Source organism: Euzebyales bacterium (assembly GCA_035461305.1).
GTDB lineage: Bacteria > Actinomycetota > Nitriliruptoria > Euzebyales > JAHELV01 > JAHELV01.
Genome location: DATHVN010000010.1, coordinates 15,261 through 35,050 on the forward strand (window position 1 = coordinate 15,261; position 19,790 = coordinate 35,050).

Annotated in this window: 17 protein-coding genes; 5 read left to right on the top strand and 12 right to left on the bottom strand. The window is 71.0% G+C overall.

All coding sequences use genetic code 11. The annotated features are described in order from the left end of the window. The 5 genes from VK923_01015 to VK923_01035 all read right to left on the bottom strand — a co-directional run bounded on the left by VK923_01015 (position 1) and on the right by VK923_01035 (position 6,189). Positions 1 to 1,587, bottom strand: a complete 1,587-nt coding sequence (locus VK923_01015; protein HSJ43246.1) for a vanadium-dependent haloperoxidase — start codon at positions 1,585 to 1,587, stop codon at positions 1 to 3. A gap of 248 nt (positions 1,588 to 1,835) precedes the next feature. Further along, positions 1,836 to 3,638, bottom strand: a complete 1,803-nt coding sequence (locus VK923_01020; GenBank protein ID HSJ43247.1) for an ABC transporter ATP-binding protein — start codon at positions 3,636 to 3,638, stop codon at positions 1,836 to 1,838. A gap of 2 nt (positions 3,639 to 3,640) precedes the next feature. Next, positions 3,641 to 4,057: a lasso peptide biosynthesis B2 protein gene (locus tag VK923_01025; protein ID HSJ43248.1), complete on the bottom strand. Its 417-nt coding sequence runs from the start codon at positions 4,055 to 4,057 to the stop codon at positions 3,641 to 3,643. A gap of 31 nt (positions 4,058 to 4,088) precedes the next feature. Then, positions 4,089 to 4,349, bottom strand: a complete 261-nt coding sequence (locus VK923_01030; protein ID HSJ43249.1) for a lasso peptide biosynthesis PqqD family chaperone — start codon at positions 4,347 to 4,349, stop codon at positions 4,089 to 4,091. Positions 4,350 to 4,359: 10 nt separating this feature from the next. Further along, positions 4,360 to 6,189 carry an asparagine synthase-related protein gene (locus VK923_01035; protein HSJ43250.1) on the bottom strand — a complete coding sequence of 610 codons (1,830 nt, stop codon included), beginning with the start codon at positions 6,187 to 6,189 and terminating at the stop codon, positions 4,360 to 4,362. Between the two features lie 732 nt (positions 6,190 to 6,921). Between VK923_01035 and VK923_01040 the strand changes: the two genes are divergently transcribed. After that, entirely contained in the window at positions 6,922 to 7,434 is a 513-nt protein-coding gene (locus VK923_01040) for a DUF664 domain-containing protein (GenBank protein ID HSJ43251.1), read from the top strand. A gap of 47 nt (positions 7,435 to 7,481) precedes the next feature. Here VK923_01040 and VK923_01045 read toward each other — a convergent pair whose 3' ends face one another. Together VK923_01045 and VK923_01050 are read right to left on the bottom strand one after the other, a co-directional pair. Next, a complete protein-coding gene (locus VK923_01045; protein HSJ43252.1) occupies positions 7,482 to 8,300 on the bottom strand; it encodes an ABC transporter permease in 819 nt (272 codons plus the stop codon). Next, positions 8,297 to 9,316 carry an ATP-binding cassette domain-containing protein gene (locus VK923_01050; GenBank protein ID HSJ43253.1) on the bottom strand — a complete coding sequence of 340 codons (1,020 nt, stop codon included), beginning with the start codon at positions 9,314 to 9,316 and terminating at the stop codon, positions 8,297 to 8,299. Before VK923_01050 ends, VK923_01045 begins: the two co-directional genes overlap by 4 nt. Positions 9,317 to 9,493: 177 nt before the next feature. Here VK923_01050 and VK923_01055 point away from each other — a divergent pair, with 177 nt between their 5' ends. After that, positions 9,494 to 9,781 carry an acylphosphatase gene (locus VK923_01055; GenBank protein HSJ43254.1) on the top strand — a complete coding sequence of 96 codons (288 nt, stop codon included), beginning with the start codon at positions 9,494 to 9,496 and terminating at the stop codon, positions 9,779 to 9,781. After that, positions 9,771 to 10,688, top strand: coding sequence for a non-homologous end-joining DNA ligase (gene ligD / locus VK923_01060; GenBank protein ID HSJ43255.1), 918 nt, complete (start codon positions 9,771 to 9,773; stop codon positions 10,686 to 10,688). Before VK923_01055 ends, ligD begins: the two co-directional genes overlap by 11 nt. Positions 10,689 to 10,703: 15 nt before the next feature. Here the strand turns inward: ligD and purB are convergent, their stop codons facing one another. From purB to VK923_01085, 5 genes are all read right to left on the bottom strand, one after another. Further along, complete coding sequence (gene purB, locus VK923_01065; protein HSJ43256.1) at positions 10,704 to 12,122, bottom strand: adenylosuccinate lyase; 1,419 nt, start codon at positions 12,120 to 12,122, stop codon at positions 10,704 to 10,706. 55 nt (positions 12,123 to 12,177) lie between these two features. Further along, complete coding sequence (locus tag VK923_01070; GenBank protein ID HSJ43257.1) at positions 12,178 to 13,608, bottom strand: lytic transglycosylase domain-containing protein; 1,431 nt, start codon at positions 13,606 to 13,608, stop codon at positions 12,178 to 12,180. 92 nt (positions 13,609 to 13,700) lie between these two features. Further along, positions 13,701 to 14,996 carry a phosphoribosylamine--glycine ligase gene (gene purD / locus VK923_01075; protein HSJ43258.1) on the bottom strand — a complete coding sequence of 432 codons (1,296 nt, stop codon included), beginning with the start codon at positions 14,994 to 14,996 and terminating at the stop codon, positions 13,701 to 13,703. Further along, positions 14,996 to 16,294, bottom strand: a complete 1,299-nt coding sequence (locus VK923_01080) for an adenylosuccinate synthase (GenBank protein ID HSJ43259.1) — start codon at positions 16,292 to 16,294, stop codon at positions 14,996 to 14,998. The genes purD and VK923_01080 overlap by 1 nt, the downstream gene beginning before the upstream one ends. Before the next feature lie 41 nt (positions 16,295 to 16,335). Beyond that, entirely contained in the window at positions 16,336 to 17,322 is a 987-nt protein-coding gene (locus VK923_01085; protein ID HSJ43260.1) for a WYL domain-containing protein, read from the bottom strand. An 87-nt stretch (positions 17,323 to 17,409) separates the two neighbouring features. Here VK923_01085 and VK923_01090 point away from each other — a divergent pair, with 87 nt between their 5' ends. Then, positions 17,410 to 18,168 (top strand): alpha/beta hydrolase, encoded by a 759-nt coding sequence (locus VK923_01090; protein HSJ43261.1) that lies wholly within the window; start codon positions 17,410 to 17,412, stop codon positions 18,166 to 18,168. Positions 18,169 to 18,250: 82 nt separating this feature from the next. Further along, positions 18,251 to 19,729 carry a YncE family protein gene (locus tag VK923_01095; protein ID HSJ43262.1) on the top strand — a complete coding sequence of 493 codons (1,479 nt, stop codon included), beginning with the start codon at positions 18,251 to 18,253 and terminating at the stop codon, positions 19,727 to 19,729. Positions 19,730 to 19,790: the final 61 nt, after the last annotated feature.

Sequence of the window (19,790 nt, forward strand, 5' to 3'; positions counted from 1 at the left end):
TCAGTTGGTGATCACCTGGACGCCGCTGCCGTCGAGGTAGGTCTGCGCGCGCTGCCATACCGCGTAGCCGATGGCCTTGCCGAAGGCGCGGCCGTGCTCGTCGCCTCCCTTGAAGTGGATGCCGCCCCAGCGGCGGGACCATCCCGCTTCGTCAGCGGCGTCGGTGAGGGTGTTCCACGACAGCACAACGTCCTTGGCCGGCGTCCCCGCCGCGGTCGCAGTCCTCGGCTCGAACAGCGAACTGCCGGCGGGGATGGTCACCTTCGCCCGGAAGGCGTCGCTGCCAGTGAATGCGGCGAGGACCATGTGGGCGGCTGCGCTGAACGTGCTGTGCCCCGAGACGTACTCGGGGAAGGGTGGAGTGACGACGTGGGGGTCCTGGTACGGTCTCCACTGCTCGCCGGGGACCTTGCCATAGCCGTTGTACGGGCCGAGCCAGGAGGTCACCATCTGCCCGGCGAACTGCTCACGGATCGCCGTGATCGGCCGAGCGAAGTCGTACTTGTACTTCGCGTGCCACGCTCCGACGCCGGCGTCCATGACGGCGTTGCCGAGCGCGAAGAACAGCTTGACGTCGTCGTCGAGCGAGTGACCCCGCTTGCGTGACACCGCCTGCGCGAGCACCGCCCAGTGGCCGGGTGGGAACTCGGACTCCGGGCCGTCCGCCCAGTACTCGGCCTTGACCTTCTGCGTGTCGGTGAGGTTGGCCGTGTCCGTCAGCGCCAACGCCGTGTCGCCCTCGGGATCCGCCGGGCTCGGCGGATAGAACAGCGTGGAAGCGGGGTCGTCGAGGCTCATGGGCTGGCCGGGCGCGCCCGGGTCTCCGAGCGCGAAGCCGTCGATCTCACCCCACTGCGGCGTCAACGGGCGCTGGACGTTGCCTGCGCACGACGTCGCATCGGGAGCAGGAAGCGGTACGCACAGTGGCTGCCACAGCCACGGATCGACGACGCTGTCCCATCCGTTGGCGGGAGTGTAGCCGGTGGTGTCGGTATAGCCATTCGACTGGTTCGACCCGTCGCTGTGGCGGTAGTCCAGCACCCCGGCGGCCGCCGCGCGCCCGTCGGCGGCTGGGCCCGTGTCGGCGCCGACCGTGTAGCCGAGCTCCGTCATCTGCGCCACGAAGTCCGCTTCCGCGGCCGGGAACAGGTCGACGAGCACGGTGTGCGCAGCATGGCTGACCGCCTCCTGCTTGTTGGCGAGGGTGCGCTCCGCCGTTTCACGGCGCCCGAGCCGGGAGTGCACGCCAACGGCCGTCGCGTCGTACGGCGCCCACGCGTCGAACATCGCGGTGTGCAGCACGCCGATGGCCCGCGACGTGATCGTCGGTCCGGTCGCTCCGGGGTTGGCCCGGATGGTCTGCAGCAGTTCCTCGTCCCACTTGAGGACGGCGTTGTCGGAGTCACTGGGCGCCAGGCCGTTGACCGGCCAGCGCGGTCCCGGAAGGTCGCTGTCGTTCGGACCCGACGAACCACCGTCTCCGCTTCCACCGCCGCCCTTGCCGCCGGGCGCGGCCGCTGCCGGCAGCGCGACAGCCGATGCGGCCACTGCCAGACTCAGCAACAGGGCAAGTGCCAACTTCTTCATGGCGTCCAGCCTTCCCCGACGGCCCTTGCCGCCGCATGGATGCCCCCGCAACGGAGGCTGGAGTGGTTGTGGTCGCGCGCTCGGGGATCAGGCGGCCCACAGATGCGGATCGACGTCGTCCCCGCCTGCCGATCCCTGACGCCCCCCGTCAGCACCCGTGATGGTGCGCAGTGCGCGCACAGTAGCCGCGTCGGTCCACCCACACAACCCTGGACGCCCGCACGTTCAGCAGCTGTCAGGTTCACGTGTCATCCAACGTACAGCTGCGTCTCGGCCAGGCGGCGGTACAGGTCGTCGGACTCGACCAGCTCGTCGTGTGTACCGCTGGCACGCACCACTCCGTCCTCGAGCACCAGGATCCGGTCGGCACAGGTCACCGTGGACAGGCGGTGGGCCGCCACCAGCACCGTCGTGGTCTGCGCGACCGCGGTGATCGCGTCGCGCATCGCGACCTCGTTCACGGCGTCGAGCTGTGAGGTCGCTTCGTCGAGCAGCAGGATGCGGGGGTGGCGCAGCAGTGCCCGTGCGATTGCGATCCGCTGCTTCTCACCACCTGACAGCGTGACGCCGTGATGGCCCAACGGTGTGTCGAGCCCGTCGGGCATGCGGCCGAGCAGGGTGTGGAGGCGGGTCACTTCGAGCGCGGCGTGGATCTCGCCGTCGTCCGCGTCGGGTGCGGCTAGCCGCAGGTTGCTGCGCAGGGTGCCCTCGAGGATCGGCGCGTCCTGCCCGACGTAGCCGATCGTGGAACGCAGTTGCGGCAACGTCCACTCGCGGATGTCCTGCCCGTCGATGAGGACGGCACCGAACGTCGGCTCGTAGAAGCGCTCGAGCAGCGCGAACACGGTCGTCTTGCCGGTGCCGGACGGTCCGACGAGCGCGGTGACGCCACCGCGGGGCACCGAGAAGCTCAGGCCGCGATGGACCCACGACCGATCCTCCGCGTACCGGTAGTTGAACCACACCTGATCGAAGGTGATCGCCGCCGGGTCGGCGGCGTCATCGACCGATGGGAGGGCGACGTCGTCGTCCTCGTCGTCCTCGACGGGCAGCTCATCCACTTCGCGCATCCGCGCGACGGCGCCCAGCCCGGCCTGCAACTGGGACACGCCGTTGGTGATCGCGTTGACCGGCTCGGCGAGCAGGAACAGGTAGAGCAGGAACGCGATCAGGGACGAGACGGACAGCGCACCCGTCGTCACCCGCACGCCCCCGATACCGAGCACGGCCAGGAACGACAGCTGCACCGCAAGGCCGGCGGACACCTCCATCAGAGCCGTCCACTTGGCAACCTCGACGCCGCGACGCCACGCCCGGGTGACCGCCTCGTCCAGCGACGCTTCCTCGCGCCGCTCGGCGTTGCTGGCCTTGACGGTCCGGAGTGCTGCGAGCGACCGTTCCAGCACCGAGCCCATGCCCCCGACGGCTTCCTGCGACCGCGTCGACGCTCCTCGGATGCGCGGCACGACGACCAGCAGCGCGACCGCGTTGACTGCCAGCACGGCGACGGTCACGCCGAGCAGGACCAGGTCGAGGGTCGCCATGAGCACCACGGCGACGACCATCAGCAGTACGCCGTTCAGCGAGTGAACCAACCCGTAGGTCGTGACGCTCCTGAGCAACGTCGTGTCGGACATCACACGGGACAGCAGATCGCCAGGCTTGAGGTCGTCGAGCGCCCCGACCTGCAAGCGGAGCATCCGCCCGATCATCCGCTGGCGGGCGGACAGCACCACGCTCTCGGCCGTGCGTCCGAGCAGGTACATGCCGACCGCCGTGAGCACGGCGCCGCCCAGCATGAGCAACGTCAGCACGGCGACCGGACCGGCCAACGGGCGCTGCTCCCCGAGTGAGTCGATGACGAGCTTCGCGACCATCGGCTCGGCCAGGGCGGCCAACCCACCGAGCAGGCTGACGGCCCCGCCGGCGATCAGCGTCCGCAGGTGCGGGCGGACCTGGCCGAGCAGCAGACGCCAGGCGCCCCGGTGGGTGAGCGGCGCGGATGCTGGTTCGGCGCCGGCGCTCGGCACGCTGTCCGTCGCTGTCGCCATGGCTACGGCTCCGTGAACAGGGTGCGGAAGTAGTCCGGAGGGTACGGCTCGTCGACCGGCCTGCCGTCGACCTCGACCCATGCATGCGCACCGAACGGGGGGACGCGTCGCGCGCCCACGCACCACGTGACCCCGTGCCCCGCCGCGCGGCACAGCAGCACGACCGCCAGCGAGCGCGGGACGCAGCCCTCACGCGCGGCGCAGGTCAGACTCACCGCCACCACGTCGTCGCGGGCCGCCTTCGCCTGCTCGTACGACGCCGGCGTCGCGCCCACGGCAAGGCGGCGCAGGACCGCGCGGGTGCGGGCGGGTGACCGCGTGGCCAGCAGCCTGGCGGCTGCGACCGCCGTCACCGCACGCAGCCGCCGCACGGGCGGCACCGACCGCGGGCGGTGGGCGACGACCTCGGGGGTGCTCACCGGGTCACGCCGCCGCGTCGCGCTGGCACTGTCACCTGCTGACCACCAGGCCTGCCGACTCCAGCGCTCCGACCAGGTCGCCGACGTCGGTCTGCGCCGTCGCGCGGTCGATGCGATAGGTCGACATCAGCCGCTCGACCGCGTGATCTGTGGTGCCACCCGACAACAGCGCGTCGAGCACGAGCGCGCCCGTGGGGTTGAGGTTGAAGTACTCGCCCGTTCGTTCGTCGAGCAGGGTCAGCCCGGTGTCCGTCTCTGCCGTCGAGACGCCGTCACACAGGTCGTAGGTCATGGCTTCCTCGTCAGGTGGTCACGTGGGTGCGGTCGAGGCTGCGCAGCCACACCTCGCATGCGATGGTCTGGTACAGCACGCCGGACGGCAGCCCGGGCGGCAGCGGTCCCGCACAGACGCGCCGTAGCAGATCGACGTCGACCAGTCCGAGCTCGCCCAGCCGCGCGTCGTCCCACAGTTCGAGCACGTCGGCGCGGTGGCGACGCAACCCGGGCTCCTCGTCGACGGTGCCGTTCGCCTTGGTCGCGCGTTGTCGCGCGTCATCCGGCACGATCCCCCGCATCGCCTCGGCCAGCAGCGGCTTGTAGCGCCACGGCGTGACGCGCTCGAGCGGTCGCACCGACAGGCCGGCGGCCACGACCGCATCGTCGTAGTAGGGCGCCGCCAGGGTCAGTGCATCGGCCGCCGCGAGCTGCTCGAATTGCCGCGCGATGCGCGACACGAACCGCATGGCCTCGAGCTCGCGGTGCTGTCCGCGTGTCGGAGCCGACGGCGGGAGCCCGTCGGCGGCATGCTGGATCTGCTCGCGTACGGCGTCGGCCGCGCGGAGCGTTGCCCATGGCGGCAGGCGCGGCTCGAACCCCCACGCGAGGAGCGGCTCGTCTGCGGGCGGCGCGGGGGTGGTGATGGCGTCGGCGACGTCACGCAGCCAGGCGCGGTACGGACGCCGGTCCGCCACCTGGCGCAGCACCCGGCGGCGGGGCCAGCGGTACTTCGCGGTGAACCCGCGGAGGTGCCGCGTGGCCGTGCGCGGGTGCGTGCGCAGCGCATCGGCGACGTGCGCCACCGATCCGTACAGCAGTTCGTCACCACCGAACCCGACGAGGTGCAGCCGGGATCCCCGGTCTCGTGCCCGCCGGGCGATGGTCAGCCAGCGGTCCCGGTCGACGGTCACGCTACTGGGTTCATCGAGCGGGGCGACATGCCGACCGAGGCCGTGGTAGACGAGCGGCATCTCGTCCGCCCCGATGACGTGATGCTCGAGATCTCCGCGTGCGGCGACGGTGCGCTGTGCCCAGGTGACGTCATCGGCCAGCGGATCCGGGCTCGCGGCGGTGTACGCGACGACCGTGCGGGCGGTGTCGGCGGCGACGCAGCACACGGCCGTCGAGTCGACACCGCCGAGGTCGCAGGTGGCCAGGTCCTGTCCCCGCACCCGGGCCGCGATGCCGGCGGTCAGCGCCGAGCAAAGCGCCCTGGCGCCGTCTCGCAGCGGCTGGTCAGCGCGTGGCGGCGTCCACCACGTGCGTTCGTCGCCATGGCCGTCAGCATTGAGCACCAGGCGGTCACCCGGCTGGACGGCGGAGACGTCACGCCACACGGGCCGACCAGCGATCGGGTACAGGATCGGCGGCTCGAGCAGGTGCAGCGCCAAGCGGTGCGGCTCGACCGGTGCGTCACACAGGTGGGCCAGCACGTCGGCGCGGTCGGCGGCGCACGCCACGTTCCCGACGCGCGCCACGTACACCCGTCGTACGCCCGTCGCCGAGCCCTGGATGCCGGTCACGCCGTCGACCGAGGCGGCGAGGTGGACACTGCCCACGACGGAGTCCACGACCCGATCGAGCACGTCGACGGAAGGTGCACCCTCCACCCGTCGTCGTAGGTCGTCCGCGACCGTGGCGTGCTGTCCGAGGACGGCTACCTTCGCTGTTCCTTCCTCGACCGTCACGACGGTGCCATGCGGCCAGTTGCCCAACAGCCATGGCCTGCCGGAAGTGTGGTCGATCCGCTGCGATGCGTGAGTATCAAGCCGCGCCCAGACCGTCCGGGCGGCGTCGCAATCCGGCACCATCACGAACCAGGACGGTGCTGCGGGGAAGGCGTCGAGACGGACCATCGGCGCTGTCTCCTGGGCACGGCAACGGGCGTGCCGATCCGGTGACTCGGGTGCGGTGCGACTCTCGGAGGCACTACAGCCGCCGGCCGGCGCGTCCGGAATCGAAGGGTGGACGGTCGCCGGCCGGCACTGTCTCAGGTGGCGCAGGTCCTCACAAGGCCTGGTGTCGGACCAGTGTGTCTCGCGGCCCGGACCCACCCAGTCCTGTCAGCTTCTTGAACGAGCCGACACGCGTGAGCGTTGGGCGTTCGTAGGTACGCACGTCGAGTTGCCCCCTTTCATGACTTCGCGATCATCGCAATGCGTGCGTCCCTACCCGCAGGGATGTGTGGGACAAACACGGACGACCGTGCACTCAGCCGGCTCGAACGGCCCAGGCCACAGTCGTCGGTCCGGGGTCAGCACGGCGACGGTGCGGCGGCCACTGACCCGTTCGCCATGGTGCGCTCGGTCTTCGTGAGCACGTCCGGCGTCGCCACCTGCGCGCTGCAACCGCAGGATTAGGTCGTTGCGGCTCTCGCTCCGCATGCGCTGCAGCAGGTTCGTGAACGACGTTGCCTATCACAGCCGTGGGAGACCCCGTCGGACGTTGGGGCGTCGGCCCACGTTCAGTCGGCGAGGCCCACACTCGACACTCGGTCCCGTGCGCACCGGACACGCCACAGCGGCGGGCCACGGGCACGTCGGTGTGCCTGACAACCATGGTCACCGTTGGCGGATACGGTGAACGGCATGAACGCCATCGGAATACTGCAGGACGCCTTCGAGCGCGTGACCGGCTCGGTGCACGCGGCCGTCGAAGGACTCAACGCCGATGATCTGGTGTGGCGGCCGGATCCGGAGGCCAACACGATCGGCTGGCTGATCTGGCACCTCACGCGCATCGAGGACGACCACCTGGCGGACATCACCCAGCGCGCGCAGGTCTGGACGACCGGTGATTGGCCGGCAAGCTTCGGCCTGCCCGAAGGCACGATGGACCACGGCTACGGCCACACGTCCGAGCAGGTCGCGGCCGTGCAGCCCGAGAGCGCCGACGTACTGCTCGCCTACCACAACGCTGTCGCGTCGGCCATCGTCGACGACCTCGCCACGCTCGATGCGGCCGCCCTCGACCGCGTCATCGACGAGCGCTGGGACCCACCGGTCACCGTCGCCGTGCGCCTGGTCAGCGTCGTCAACGACGCCATGCAGCACACCGGCCAGGCGGCGTACGTCCGCGGCCTGCTCGAACGGCGCGGCTGACGGCCGTCGCCGGGAGCAGGCCGCCTGGTGGCGACCGCAGGGCTGCGTCAGCTCATCTTCCGGTAGCGGTTGACGGCCAACGGGATGAACACCATGAGCAGCCCGACGATCCAGATCACCGACCACGTCAGGTGGTCGGAGGCGTCGCCGATCCCGGTCGCCAGCCAGCGGGACGTCTCGGCGACATGCGTGATCGGGTTGTTCTCGGCGAACGTCTGCAGCCAGCCGGGCATGGTCTGGGTCGGCACGAACACAGCGCTGGCGAACACCAACGGGAAGGTCACCACGAAGCTCGCGGCCTGCGCCGTTTCGCTGTTCGGGACCGACATCCCGACCAGCGCGTAGATCCAGCTCATCGAGAAGCCGAACGCGACCACGACCGCGATCGCTCCAAGCAGGCCCAGCCACTCCGGACGGAACCCGATGATCAGCCCGACGCCGGTCATGATCAGCACGACGAAGAAGCCGCGTACGAGGTCGGCGGTCGTGCGCCCCACGAGCACGGCCGAGCGCGCCATCGGCAGCGACCGGAATCGGTCGATCACACCCTTCGACAGGTCATCGGCCAGGGCGATCGCGGTCTGGGTGGAGCCGAAGGCCACCGCCTGCACGAAGATGCCGGGCAGGAGGAAGTTCGCGTAGTTGTCGCCGTACTCCGGAGGCAGCTGCAACGCGCCACCGAACACATAGCGGAACAGCAGCACGAACATGACCGGCTGGATCGTCGAGAACACCAGCAGCTGGGGCTGGCGCCGAATGTGGGTCAGGTAGCGGCGCGTGATGGTCGCCGCATCCGACAGCACCGTGCCGAGCGCCATGCGCGGGGCGCGGGAGGCGTGCGTCGGGTCTGCAGTCACCCAGGTCATCTCGAAGCTCCTGTTCGGCTGCGGCTCCGGCCACGCTGACGGCGGGGTCGGTCGCCGTTCGACGACGGCTTCTCCTCGGCCACCCGACCCGTGATGTCGAGGAACACGTCGTCCAGGGTGGGTCGGCGCAGCGCCAGGTCGGTGACGGCGACCTGCTCGCGACGCAGCACGTCAGCGGCATCGGCGACCGTCGCCACACCTCGGTCCGCCGGCACGGTGACGGTGAGATCACCGGTCCGGGCCGCCTCGTTCTCGCCGACCTTCGACATGAGCGCGATCACACGGTCGACGTCGGTCTCGGCGGTGAGCCTGACCTCGACCACCTGGCCACCGACGGAGGACTTGAGCTCGTCGGCCGTGCCTTCGGCAATCACCTGACCGCGGTCGATCACGGCGATCTCGTCGGCCAGGCGGTCGGCCTCCTCGAGGTACTGGGTGGTGAGCAGCAGCGTCGCACCGTCGTCCACGAGCGCCTTGATCATCTGCCACAGATCGACGCGGCTGCGTGGGTCCAGACCGGTCGTGGGCTCGTCGAGGTACAACAGGCGCGGGCGGTTCACCAGGCTCGCCGCGAGGTCGAGGCGGCGGCGCATGCCTCCTGAGTAGGTGCGGACCGGCCGGTCGGCGGCGTCGACCAGATCGAAGCGCCCGAGCAGCTCGTCGCCGCGGGCCTTCACCTGCGCCTCCGGCAGGTGGTACAGCCGGCCGACCATCCGCAGGTTCTCGCGTCCGGTCAGCAGCTCGTCGACCGCCGCGTACTGGCCGGCGAGGCCGATCATCGTGCGCACCACCTCCGGCTGCCGCACGACGTCGGTGCCGAACACCGTGGCGTGACCGTCGTCGGGCGTCAGCAGCGTCGCGAGCACACGGACAGCGGTCGTCTTCCCTGCACCGTTCGGGCCGAGTAGGCCGAGCACGGTGCCCTCGCGGATCTGCAGGTCGATGCCTGCGAGCGCCATCGTCTCGCCGAAGGACTTCTTCAGGCCCTCGACCTGGACGGCCGGGGTGTCAGCCATGGGTGCTCCACTCATCGTTCGCCGCGCTGGCCCACACCCCCCGGGTGACCGACGCCGCTGCAAGAACAGTAGCTGCGACATCGGCGGGTGGAGCAGCGACGGGCTCACCCGCTCAGACAGCCCGTCCGCCCGAACGGTCAGGCATCAGACGGGCGCAGTTCCGGTAACACTGCGGGCATGACGGATGACGATGTGATCAGGGTGCACCTGTGGGTGTCGGGCCGGGTGCAGGGCGTCTTCTTTCGGGCCACGACGTCCGACGAGGCCAGGTCCCGGGGGCTCACGGGCTGGGTCCGCAACGCGCCCGACGGCCGGGTCGAGGCCGAGGTACAGGGGTCTCGCGCCGCCGTCGAAGAGCTCATCGAGGAGTGCCGCACCGGCCCCGCGATGGCCGCGGTCAGCGACGTCGTTGTCGACCACATCGACGTCGTCGACAACGAGCAGCGGTTCAAGGTTGTCGGCTGACGAGCGTCCGGGACTTTCAAGCCCGGACAAGCAGCTGTGGCCGCAGGTGGGCGTCACCAAGGCGGACCTGTGGGACTACTACACCGCCGTGTCCGACCGGTTGCTCGCTGCGGTCGCCCACCGGCCGCTCACTCTGAAGCGGTACCCCAACGGCGTCGAGAAGCAGGGCTTCTTCCAGAAGAACCTCGGAGACGACGCTCCCGACGACCTCGGCCGGTTCACGACCTGGACGGAGTCGTCGGAGCGCGACGTCAGCTACCTGGTCGTCGGCGGGCTCAGGGAGCTGCAGTGGGCCGCGCAGATGGCGGTCGTCGAGCTGCACGCATGGCTGGCCACCACCGACCGGCCAGACCGGCCGGACACGCTCCTGTTCGACCTCGATCCATCCAACGACGACCAGTCGGTGACGACGGTGGCGCTGTGGCTGCGCGAGCTCCTCGACGAGCTCGACCTGCAGGCACGGGTCAAGTCGAGCGGCAAGCGGGGGCTGCACGTCACGGTGCGCCTCGAGCGGCGCTACGGGTTCACCGAGGCCCGGGGGTTCGCCCTCGCCGTGGCGAGATGCCTCGCCGACCGCCATCCCGACGAGCTCACGGTCGAGATGCGCAAGGCCGATCGCGGAGGCCGCCTGCTGATCGACTGGTCTCGGCACGGTCAGGGCCAGCACACCGTGGCCGCCTGGAGCCCCCGCGCGACACCGACCGCGACGGTGTCCGCACCGTTGTCGTGGGACGAGGTCGAGGCTCACGTCGACCCGTCGACGATCACGCTGCGCACCGCGCTCGACCGTCCCGACCACTGGGCGGAGCCGGCCGAGGCCAGGCGGATCGAGGGGGCACGGGAGCGGCTCGAGGGCTGGGGCTATCCGTCCGTCGACCGGAGTCCGCGGGCACGGACCACGACCTGAGCGCGCAGGGCGACCTCAGAGGATGGGGTCGGGTTCGTACCCCACGGCGCCGGGATGCGCGTCGAGGATCTCCGCCACGCGTTCGACCACCGTGCGCACCTGGGACGACGCCGCGCCGGTGAACGCCGCGGGCTCGGCGGTCAGGGCGTGCAGCTCGTCCTCGGTGAGACCGAGCCGGTCGTCACCGGCCAGCCGCGCGAGCAGATCGTTGTGCTCGCGCCCCTTCTCGCGCATCTCGAGCGCGACCGCGACGGCGTGGTCGCGTATCGCCTCATGGGCCGTCTCACGCCCGACGCCACGGCGGACGGCGGCGACCAGGACCCGCGTGGTCGCAAGAAACGGCAGGTATCGGTCGAGCTCGCGCTCGATGACGGCCGGGTGGGGACCGAGCTCGGACAGCACGGTGAGGAACGTCTGGTACAGGCCGTCGGCCGCGAAGAAGGCGTCGGGCAGCGCGACCCGTCGCACGACGCTGCACGACACGTCGCCCTCGTTCCACTGCGCGCCGGCGAGCTCCGCCGTCATCGACGCGTAGCCGCGCAGAACGACGGCGAGGCCGCGGATGCGCTCGCACGACCGGGTGTTCATCTTGTGGGGCATGGCGCTGCTGCCCACCTGGCCGGCCGTGAACCCCTCCGTGATCAGCTCGTGGCCGGCCATCAGCCGCACGGTCGTTGCGAGGTTCGACGGCGCCGCCGCGGCCAGGGCCAGCGCGCTGACGACGTCGAAGTCGAGCGATCGGGGATAGATCTGACCGACCGACGTCATCAGGCGGTCGAAGCCGAGCTCCTGGGAGACCGCCGCGTCCAGCACCGCGAGCCGTTCGAGATCGCCGTCGAGTAGGTCGAGCTGATCCGCGGCCGTGCCCACCGGACCCTTGATCCCGCGTAGCGGGTAGCGCGCCAGCAACTCGCTGATGCGGTCGTAGGCGACCAGCAGCTCCTCGGCGATGGTCGCGAACCGCTTGCCCAGCGTGGTCGCTTGCGCGGGGACGTTGTGCGACCGGCCGGCCATGACCAGGTGGTCGAACTCGACCGCGCGGGTCGACAGCCTCGCCAGCGCGGCCACCATCCGATCGCGCAGCAGGTCCAGCGACGTCCGGATCTGCCACTGCTCGACGTTCTCGGTCACGTCGCGCGACGTCATCGCCTTGTGGATGTGCTCGTGGCCGGCGAGTGCGCAGAACTCTTCGATCCGGGCCTTGACGTCGTGACGGGTGACGCGCTCACGTTCGGCGATGCGGGCGAGGTCAACCTCGTCGACGACCGCCTCGTAGTCCGCGATCACCCCGTCCGGCACGTCCACACCCAGGTCGCGCTGCGCCCGCAGGACGGTGAGCCACAGCCGTCGCTCCAGAACGACCTTGCGCTCCGGCGCCCACAGAGCGACGAGCTCATCGGATGCATATCTGGCCGCGAGGATGTCAGGGATCATTGCGCCATTGTCGCCCGCCGGCGAGGAGCGGACCGTGCTGGTGCACGGCGCTACGTCAGGGTGTGGCGGCCTCCTCGGGCCCCGGCGAGGGGCTCGGCTCCGGCGCGGGCTCGGGCTCCGGTTCCGGAGCCGGCGCCGGTTCGGGCTCCGGCGCGGGCTGAGGTTCGGGCGCGGGCTGAGGTTCGGGCGCGGGCTGAGGTTCGGGCGCGGGCTGAGGTTCGGGCGCAGGCTGAGGTTCGGGCGCAGGCTGAGGTTCGGGCGCGGGCGACGGTGCCGGAGCGGGCGGCGGCTCCGACGGCTTCGGCTTCGCGGACCCCGACGGCTTCGGCTTCGCGGACCCCGACGGCTTCGGCTCCTTCGACTTCGCCTTGGCAGGCTTCCTTGACGCGGACTTCGCCTTCCCCGCCTTCGCCTTCGGCTTGGAGGTCGCGGACTTCTTCGACGACGAGTCCTTCGGCGCGAGCGAGCCCGAACGGTCGGACGTCACCGTGCCGGTGTCCCCGGATGTCGCCCGTGCGACGCGACCGCCCGGCATCGTGTCGAAGGTGACCTCGGTCATGAACCCCGAGAACGGGTTGCGAAGGATCTGACCCTTGATGAACGTCAGCGATCCCGCGCCGAGTGCGAAGGGGTCCGCCTTGCGGTAGACGTCGATCCAGCGCATAACGTCGGCGACGTAGACCGTCGACCGGTTGTAGGCGTACAGGGCGCGTTCGAGCCGCGCATTGTCGAGCAGGTTGCCCGGGTGGGTGCTGCACAGGTGATCCACGGCCGCCAGCGTGGCGTCGAACACGTTATTCGGATCGCGACGGCCGTCCTGGTTGCCGTCCTGCCCGAACTGCTGCCAGCTCGTCGGGATGAACTGCATGAGACCGACCGCCCGGTCCCAGACACCGTCGCCGTCCCACCGTCCTCCGTCGGTGTCGGGGATGGCGGCGACGCCGTTGGTGCCGTCCAGCGCGGGACCGACGATCGGATCGGCGATGTCGCCGAGGGTGTCGATCACAGCGTCGTCGCCCAGGAACAGCCCGTGCCGGGACTCCACCCTGCCGATGCCGGCGAGCACGGCCCAGTCCAGCGCGCAGCCCTCGACGACGGAGGAGGCCCGGCGGGCGGCGTTGCGGTACGCCGCCTGGACGACCTGCGGGATCGCCAGCAGCCCCGCCTGCTCGAGACCTCCAACCTCGGCGGATCCCGGCGGCAGCGCCGCGGTGAGCGTGTACAGCTGCGTCTGTGCGTTACCGTCATCGTTCAGCAGGCGGGCAATCCAGCGGACGTCGTTTCCGGCGAACGCTGCATGCGTGAGCGCCGCGAGACCTTCGGGCGCCGGGCCGACGTTCACGGTCGCCTGCACGGCCGGGCCGCCCGGATCGGGGACCGCACGGGCCGGCGGAACCAGCCCGTTTGCCACCGGCAGGGGGACGACCGCCGCGGCGGACAGGGCGATCGTCAGCACCACCGCCGCCAGCATCCGCAGTCCCGCCATCCGCACGTCGTCTCCTTCGCGCGCTGCCCCGCGCCATGCTAGACAGTCGACGGCGAACGCAACACCCCCTAGTTCGAACAAGTTGTCAGATGTCAGTTCCGTGACACGCGTGCGGCGATGTCCTCGCGGCGGTGCAGGGCGTCGAACGAGATGTGGTCGGCGGCGAGGTAGGCGGCATCCCGCGCACCCGGTACGCCCACGCCGAGCCCGGAGACGGCCAGGACGCGCCCGCCCGCGGTGCGCACCTTGTCGCCCGCACGCTCCGTGCCGGCGTGGAAGACGATCGCATCGCCGCCGGCCGCGGCGTCGAGGCCCTCGATCGTCTGCCCCGTCTCGTACGCGCCCGGGTAGCCGCCCGACGCCAGCACGACCGTGACGCAGGCCCGTTCGTCCCACACGAGCGGTGGGGCGTCGGCCAGTGCCCCGTCGGTGCACGCCCGCAGTAGCAGGCCGAGGTCGCTGCACAGCCGAGGAAGCACGACCTGGGTCTCGGGGTCGCCGAACCGGGCGTTGAACTCGAGCACCAGCGGTCCCCGGCCGGTCAGGACGAAGCCGCCGTAGAGCACCCCGACGAATGGCAGGTCGCGAGCGGCGAGCTCGGCCAGCACCGGACGGAACACCGTGCGCTCCAGGTCGGCGACCGCCGCGTCGTCGAGCGGGTAGGGGCACCACGCGCCCATGCCGCCGGTGTTGGGGCCCTCGTCGCCGTCGAAGGCACGTTTGAAGTCCTGCGCGGGCGCGAGCAGCCGGCAGTCCGCGCCGTCGCACACGGCGAACACCGAGACCTCTGGACCGGCCAGGTACTCCTCGATGAGGACCACGTTGCCCGCGTCGCCGAACAGCCCGGCGATCATGGTCTCCTCGATCGCCCTCACCGCCTCGGCGCGGTCGGTGCAGATCCGCACCCCCTTGCCCGCGGCCAACCCGTCGGCCTTGACGACGTACGGCGGCGCGAAGTCGTCCAGCGCGGCGACCGCCTGATCGGGATCGTCCCCGCTCCAGTAGCGCGCGGTCGCGACGCCGGCGGCGGTCATGACGTCCTTGGCGAACTGTTTCGAGCCCTCGATGCGCGCAGCCGCGGACGATGGCCCGAACACTGGGATGTGCGCGGCGCGCAGCGCGTCGGCCACCCCGGCGACCAGCGGAGCCTCCGGACCGACGACGACGAGGTCCGCGCCGATGTCGCGCGCGAGCTTGACGACCGCGTCGCGGTCCACCGGGTCGACCGACGGGTGGCGCGTCGCCACGTCGGCGATGCCCGCATTGCCGGGCGTGCAGTGGACCGTCGCGACCGACGGTGCCCGGTCAAGCGTCCAGCACAGCGCGTGCTCCCGCCCGCCACCTCCGACGACCAGCACGTCCATCGCGGCCGCCTGCACCGCGGGCATCAGCCGCGCTCGAGCGTCTGGCGGCGTGCGGGACCGACCGACACCCAGCGGATCGGCACCTGTGTCAACTCCTCGAGCCGGTCGACGTAGTCCTGCGCCTGCTTGGGCAGGTCCGAGAAGTGCTCGACCTCGGTGATGTCGTCGGACCAGCCGGGCAGTTCCTCGTACACCGGCGTCGCGCGGTGGATGATCGACTGGTGGGGCGGGAAGTGCTCGAGCTCGCTGTCCTGGTAGCGGTAGGCACGGCACACGCGGAGCACGTCGAACTGACTGAGCACGTCGAGCTTGGTCAGGAACTGCTCGGTCAGCCCGTTGACGCGCCTGGCGTAACGGGCGAGGACCGCGTCGAACCAGCCGACCCGGCGACGCCGGCCGGTGGTCGTGCCGTACTCGCCGCCGGCCTCGGTCATGCGGTGAGCGATCGCCTGGCTGGTGGCCGACGAGCCTTCGGCGCCGAGCTCGGTCGGGAACGGCCCGGACCCGACCCGGGTGACGTAGGCCTTGGTGATGCCGATGACCTGGGTGATACGATCCGGCCCCAGGCCGGAACCGGTCAGGGCGCCGCCGGCCACCGGGTTCGACGACGTCACGAACGGATACGTGCCGTGATCCAGGTCGAGCAGCGTGCCCTGGGCACCCTCCAGCAGCACCGACCGCCCCGAATCCAGCGCGTCGTGGAGCAAGGTGCCGGTGTCGGCGATGTAGGGCGCCAGCCGCTCCGCGTAGACCGTGTAGGTCGTCTCGATGTCCGCTGCCTTCATCGGCAGCCGGTTGTAGACCCGCGACAGGATCGCGTTCTTCTCCTTGAGAACGGTGTCGAGCTTCTGACGGAAGATCTTCATGTCGTACAGATCCTGGACCCGCAGGCCGACCCGTGACGCCTTGTCCGCATACGCGGGCCCGATCCCCCGCTTGGTCGTGCCCAGCTTCTGGCGGCCCAGGTGGCGCTCGGTCAGCCGGTCCAGCTCGAGGTGGTAGGGCATGATCAGGTGGGCGTTGCCGCTGATGCGCAGCCGCGACGGGTCCAGGCCCTGGTCGACGAGCTGGTCGAGCTCGGTGAGCAGCACGCCCGGGTCGATGACCACCCCGTCGGCGATGACCGGGGTGACGTGGTCGTACATCACCCCCGACGGCACGAGGTGCAGCTTGAGGGTGACGTCGCCGACGATGACGGTGTGCCCGGCGTTGTTGCCGCCCTGGTAGCGCACGACGTAGTCGACGCGGTCGGCGAGCAGGTCGGTGGCCTTGCCTTTGCCCTCGTCACCCCACTGGGTGCCGACGACGATGATGGCGGACATGGTGTGACAGCCCTTCGGGGTGTGTGCGGCGGCGATTGTAGTCATCCCCGAAGGACGGACCGGTGGCGATCGGCGACCGCGTGCGCCACACGGCGCAGGTCCGCGCGCGCCTCGGCTGGGGCGAGCACCTCGATGTCGGGTGCCAGGGCGAGCAGCGCGGCGCGCGCGACACCTGGGGAATCGAAGACCAGGGTCTGGCGGATCCACCCGTCGTCCTCCTCGCGCTCCCCGGCGACCTCGCGTGGCGCGAGCGCGCCCAACGCGTCGCGGTGGCGCTGCGCATCGGGCCCGAGCCGGACGTCGACGGCCAGACCCGGTAGGTGCCCGGCATACTCCTGCTCCCAGGCGGACCAGAAGGCCGGCAGGTCGAACCCCTCCGGCCGCTGGGCCGGCCGATCGAGCTGCATGGCGCCCCGGACGCGGTCGACCCGGTACACGCGCGCCGCGTGTCGGTGGGACGCCACCAGGTACCACGTGCCCGTCTTGTGCACCAGGCCGAGTGGGTGCACCGTGCGCCGCACGACGTCGGCGCGGCCTTCCGCCACGTAGCGCAACCGTAGAACGCCGTCCTCCCATACGGCGCGGGCCACGGTCTGCAGGTGCTCGGTGGATCTCGGCCGCGCATGCGCCCAGCCGCTGGGATCAAGGTGGAAGCGCTCCTCCGCGCGGGTGGCGACGCCGCGCATGCCGGGCGGGATGGCGGCCAGTAGTTTGAGCCTGGTCGTCGCCAGCAGGCCACCGGTGCCCAGCTCGCCGGCGACCGGCGCGGCAGCGCCGCTCAGCAGGAGGGCCCCGGTTTCGTCGCTGGTCAGGCCGGTCAGGCTGGTCCGGTACCCGCCGACCAGGCGGTAGCCGCCGCCCTCCCCACGCTCGCCGTAGACCGGCACGCCGGCCGCACCGAGGTCGGCGAGGTCGCGATAGGCGGTACGGACCGACACCTCGAGCTCGTCGGCGAGCTGCTCGGCCGTGGCCGCACCCCGCGTCTGCAGGAACAGCAGGATCCGGATCAATCGGGCCGCGCGCAACATGTGCTGAGGATAGTCCTGCACAACTGACAGGAACTGTCAGGTATTGGCACATAGGTTTACGAGAACGTTCAGCGAGGGGAAACAGGGATGATGGCGACGTACGTGCTCGTGGGCGGTGCATGGATCGGCGCGTGGGCATGGACCGACGTGACCCGGCGCCTGCGGTCCGATGGCCACGACGTCCACCCCGTGACCCTCACCGGGCTCGGCGAGCGGGTGCACCTGAGCGGTCCCGAGATCGACCTCGACACCCACATCACCGACGTCGTCAACGTGATCGACTACGAGGACCTCGACGACGTGGTCATGGTCGGGCACAGCTACGCGGGCATCGTCGTTGAGGGCGTCGCCGACCGACGCGCGGCGCGGATCGCGGCGGTCGTCTACGTCGATACCGCACCGATGGGCGACGGGGTGGCACACATCGACATCTACCCGCCGGACGCGCGTGCGGCGGTGGAGTCGGCGGTCGCCGCCGCAGGCGACGGCTGGCGCCTGCCGTTTCCCGGCATCGAGCAGCTCGGACGGCAGGCCAGCCTGGCCGGGCTCGACGACGACGCGCTGGCGATGCTCGCGACCCGGGCGACACCACAGCCGTACGCCACGTACCGCCAGCCGCTGAAGCTGTCCGGCGACGACGTGCGGTACGACCGCCGTGCGATCGTGTGCAGCGACGGGGGCTTCTCGGTCGCGCAGATCCGCCGCGCCCTGGCGTCGGACGATCCCGGGATGTTCGGGGTGTACGCGGGCCCGGGTTGGGCGTTGGACGAGTTGCACACCGGGCACTGGCCGATGCTGTCGGCACCGGACGCGCTGGCGGACCTGCTGGCGGCGGCCGCCATGTGACGCGGAGGGGAGGGCGCGCGGGCGGAGATGGACCGCGGCTCCGTGCGCCTGGCGTACGCTCCCGTGGGCGAAGGGGGCCGACGTGGAGCGCGACGACGGGGACCGCAGGGCCGGCGCGCTGCGGTTGACGATCATCGCCGTCGTGGCCGTGCTCGCCGGCATCGCCGCCGGAGTCACGTTCGCACCGGGTGCGGTCGCGTCGATCGTCGGCAACGTGCGGGCGGGCTTCCTCGACATCGCCGGGCAGACCGCCGCAGACGCACCCACCGAGCCGACCGCGACGACGCCCCGGTCCACGCCGACCCCATCGGAGACCACCCCACCGGTGCCACGGCACCGGGTGCGGATCGCCACGCGGCCCCGTGGCGCCGACGTCACGATCACCCCGGCCGGCGGCGGACCGCTTCTCACCGGCACCTCGCCGTTCACGGCCCGCGTGCCGGAGGGCGTCGCGACCCTGTCGATCACCCGCCGCGGACGCCAGCCGCTGGAGCGGCGCCTGGCCGTCGAGCGTGACCGGAAGGTCCGCTGGTGGCTGGACCCACGCGGTCAGCTGCACCACAAGGTTGCGCAGTTCGAGACCGGGTCGGCCCCGAAGCAGGTCGCCTTCACACCCGACCGCCGCGAGCTGTGGGTCACGCTGCTCGGTGGCCCCGGCGTGGAGGTCTTCCAGCCACGGACCGGTAGGCGCCTGGCGACGATCGACCTCGGCGACCACGGCGCGGTCGAGGTGATCTTCACCGCCGACGGGTCGACCGCGTACGTCAGCCAGATGGAGAGCGCGTCGGTCTACGAGATCGACACGGCCAGTCACGAGGTGACCCGTCAGCTGTCAACAGAGGCGTCCTGGACCAAGGTCTTGGCGCTCAGCCCCGACGAGTCGACGCTGTACGCGTCGAACTGGTCGAGCAATGACGTGTCCGAGATCGACCTCGGCTCCGGCGACGTGGTTCGGCGCCTGCCGACGGTGGCGACGCCGCGCGGCCTGTTCGTCACGCCGGACGGCGACACGCTGTACGTCGCCGGCTTCGACGGGGGCCAACTGCAGCGGATCGAACTACGCGACGGCTCCTCGGAGATCCTCGAGACCACCGGCGGCGCCATGCGCCACCTGGTCGGCGATCCGGACCGCGGACGGCTGTACGCTGACGACATGGGCGCCGACACCGTGTTCGTCCACGACCTGGACCGCCGACGCGTGCGCCGGCTCACAGCGACCGACGAGAAGCCCAACACCATCGACCTCGGCGCCGACGGGCGCGTGCTGTACGTGTCGAACCGCGGTGAGAACAACGCCGCGTCCTACTACCTGCCGGGTCCCGAGTGGGGGTCGGTGCTGATCTTCGACGCCGCGACCGGCGAACCGCTCGATGCCATCGTCGGCGGCAACCAGACCACGGGCCTGGACGTGTCGGAGGACGGCAGGCTGCTGGCGTTCTCGGACTTCCTCGACAACCGGGTGCAGGTGTACGAGGTGCCACCTCACGACGTGCTCGCGGCCGGCGACGGCGGGCGGTTCGGCCGCCACCGCCGTGACCTCGCGAAGGGCTCGAGCCCGTAGGCAGCTCCCGCCACTCGCGACGATCGGGCTCCTGCCCGGCGCAGCGATCCGCCACCCGTGT

Excerpts from the sequence above, each read along its gene's own strand:
- VK923_01015 (HSJ43246.1), bottom strand. The coding sequence starts at position 1,587 with ATGAAGAAGTTGGCACTTGCCCTGTTGCTGAGTCTGGCAGTGGCCGCA.
- VK923_01020 (HSJ43247.1), bottom strand. The coding sequence starts at position 3,638 with ATGGCGACAGCGACGGACAGCGTGCCGAGCGCCGGCGCCGAACCAGCA.
- VK923_01030 (HSJ43249.1), bottom strand. The coding sequence starts at position 4,349 with ATGACCTACGACCTGTGTGACGGCGTCTCGACGGCAGAGACGGACACC.
- VK923_01035 (HSJ43250.1), bottom strand. The coding sequence starts at position 6,189 with ATGGTCCGTCTCGACGCCTTCCCCGCAGCACCGTCCTGGTTCGTGATG.
- VK923_01040 (HSJ43251.1), top strand. The coding sequence starts at position 6,922 with ATGAACGCCATCGGAATACTGCAGGACGCCTTCGAGCGCGTGACCGGC.
- VK923_01045 (HSJ43252.1), bottom strand. The coding sequence starts at position 8,300 with ATGACCTGGGTGACTGCAGACCCGACGCACGCCTCCCGCGCCCCGCGC.
- VK923_01050 (HSJ43253.1), bottom strand. The coding sequence starts at position 9,316 with ATGGCTGACACCCCGGCCGTCCAGGTCGAGGGCCTGAAGAAGTCCTTC.
- VK923_01055 (HSJ43254.1), top strand. The coding sequence starts at position 9,494 with ATGACGGATGACGATGTGATCAGGGTGCACCTGTGGGTGTCGGGCCGG.
- purB (HSJ43256.1), bottom strand. The coding sequence starts at position 12,122 with ATGATCCCTGACATCCTCGCGGCCAGATATGCATCCGATGAGCTCGTC.
- VK923_01070 (HSJ43257.1), bottom strand. The coding sequence starts at position 13,608 with ATGGCGGGACTGCGGATGCTGGCGGCGGTGGTGCTGACGATCGCCCTG.
- purD (HSJ43258.1), bottom strand. The coding sequence starts at position 14,996 with ATGCCCGCGGTGCAGGCGGCCGCGATGGACGTGCTGGTCGTCGGAGGT.
- VK923_01080 (HSJ43259.1), bottom strand. The coding sequence starts at position 16,294 with ATGTCCGCCATCATCGTCGTCGGCACCCAGTGGGGTGACGAGGGCAAA.
- VK923_01085 (HSJ43260.1), bottom strand. The coding sequence starts at position 17,322 with ATGTTGCGCGCGGCCCGATTGATCCGGATCCTGCTGTTCCTGCAGACG.
- VK923_01090 (HSJ43261.1), top strand. The coding sequence starts at position 17,410 with ATGATGGCGACGTACGTGCTCGTGGGCGGTGCATGGATCGGCGCGTGG.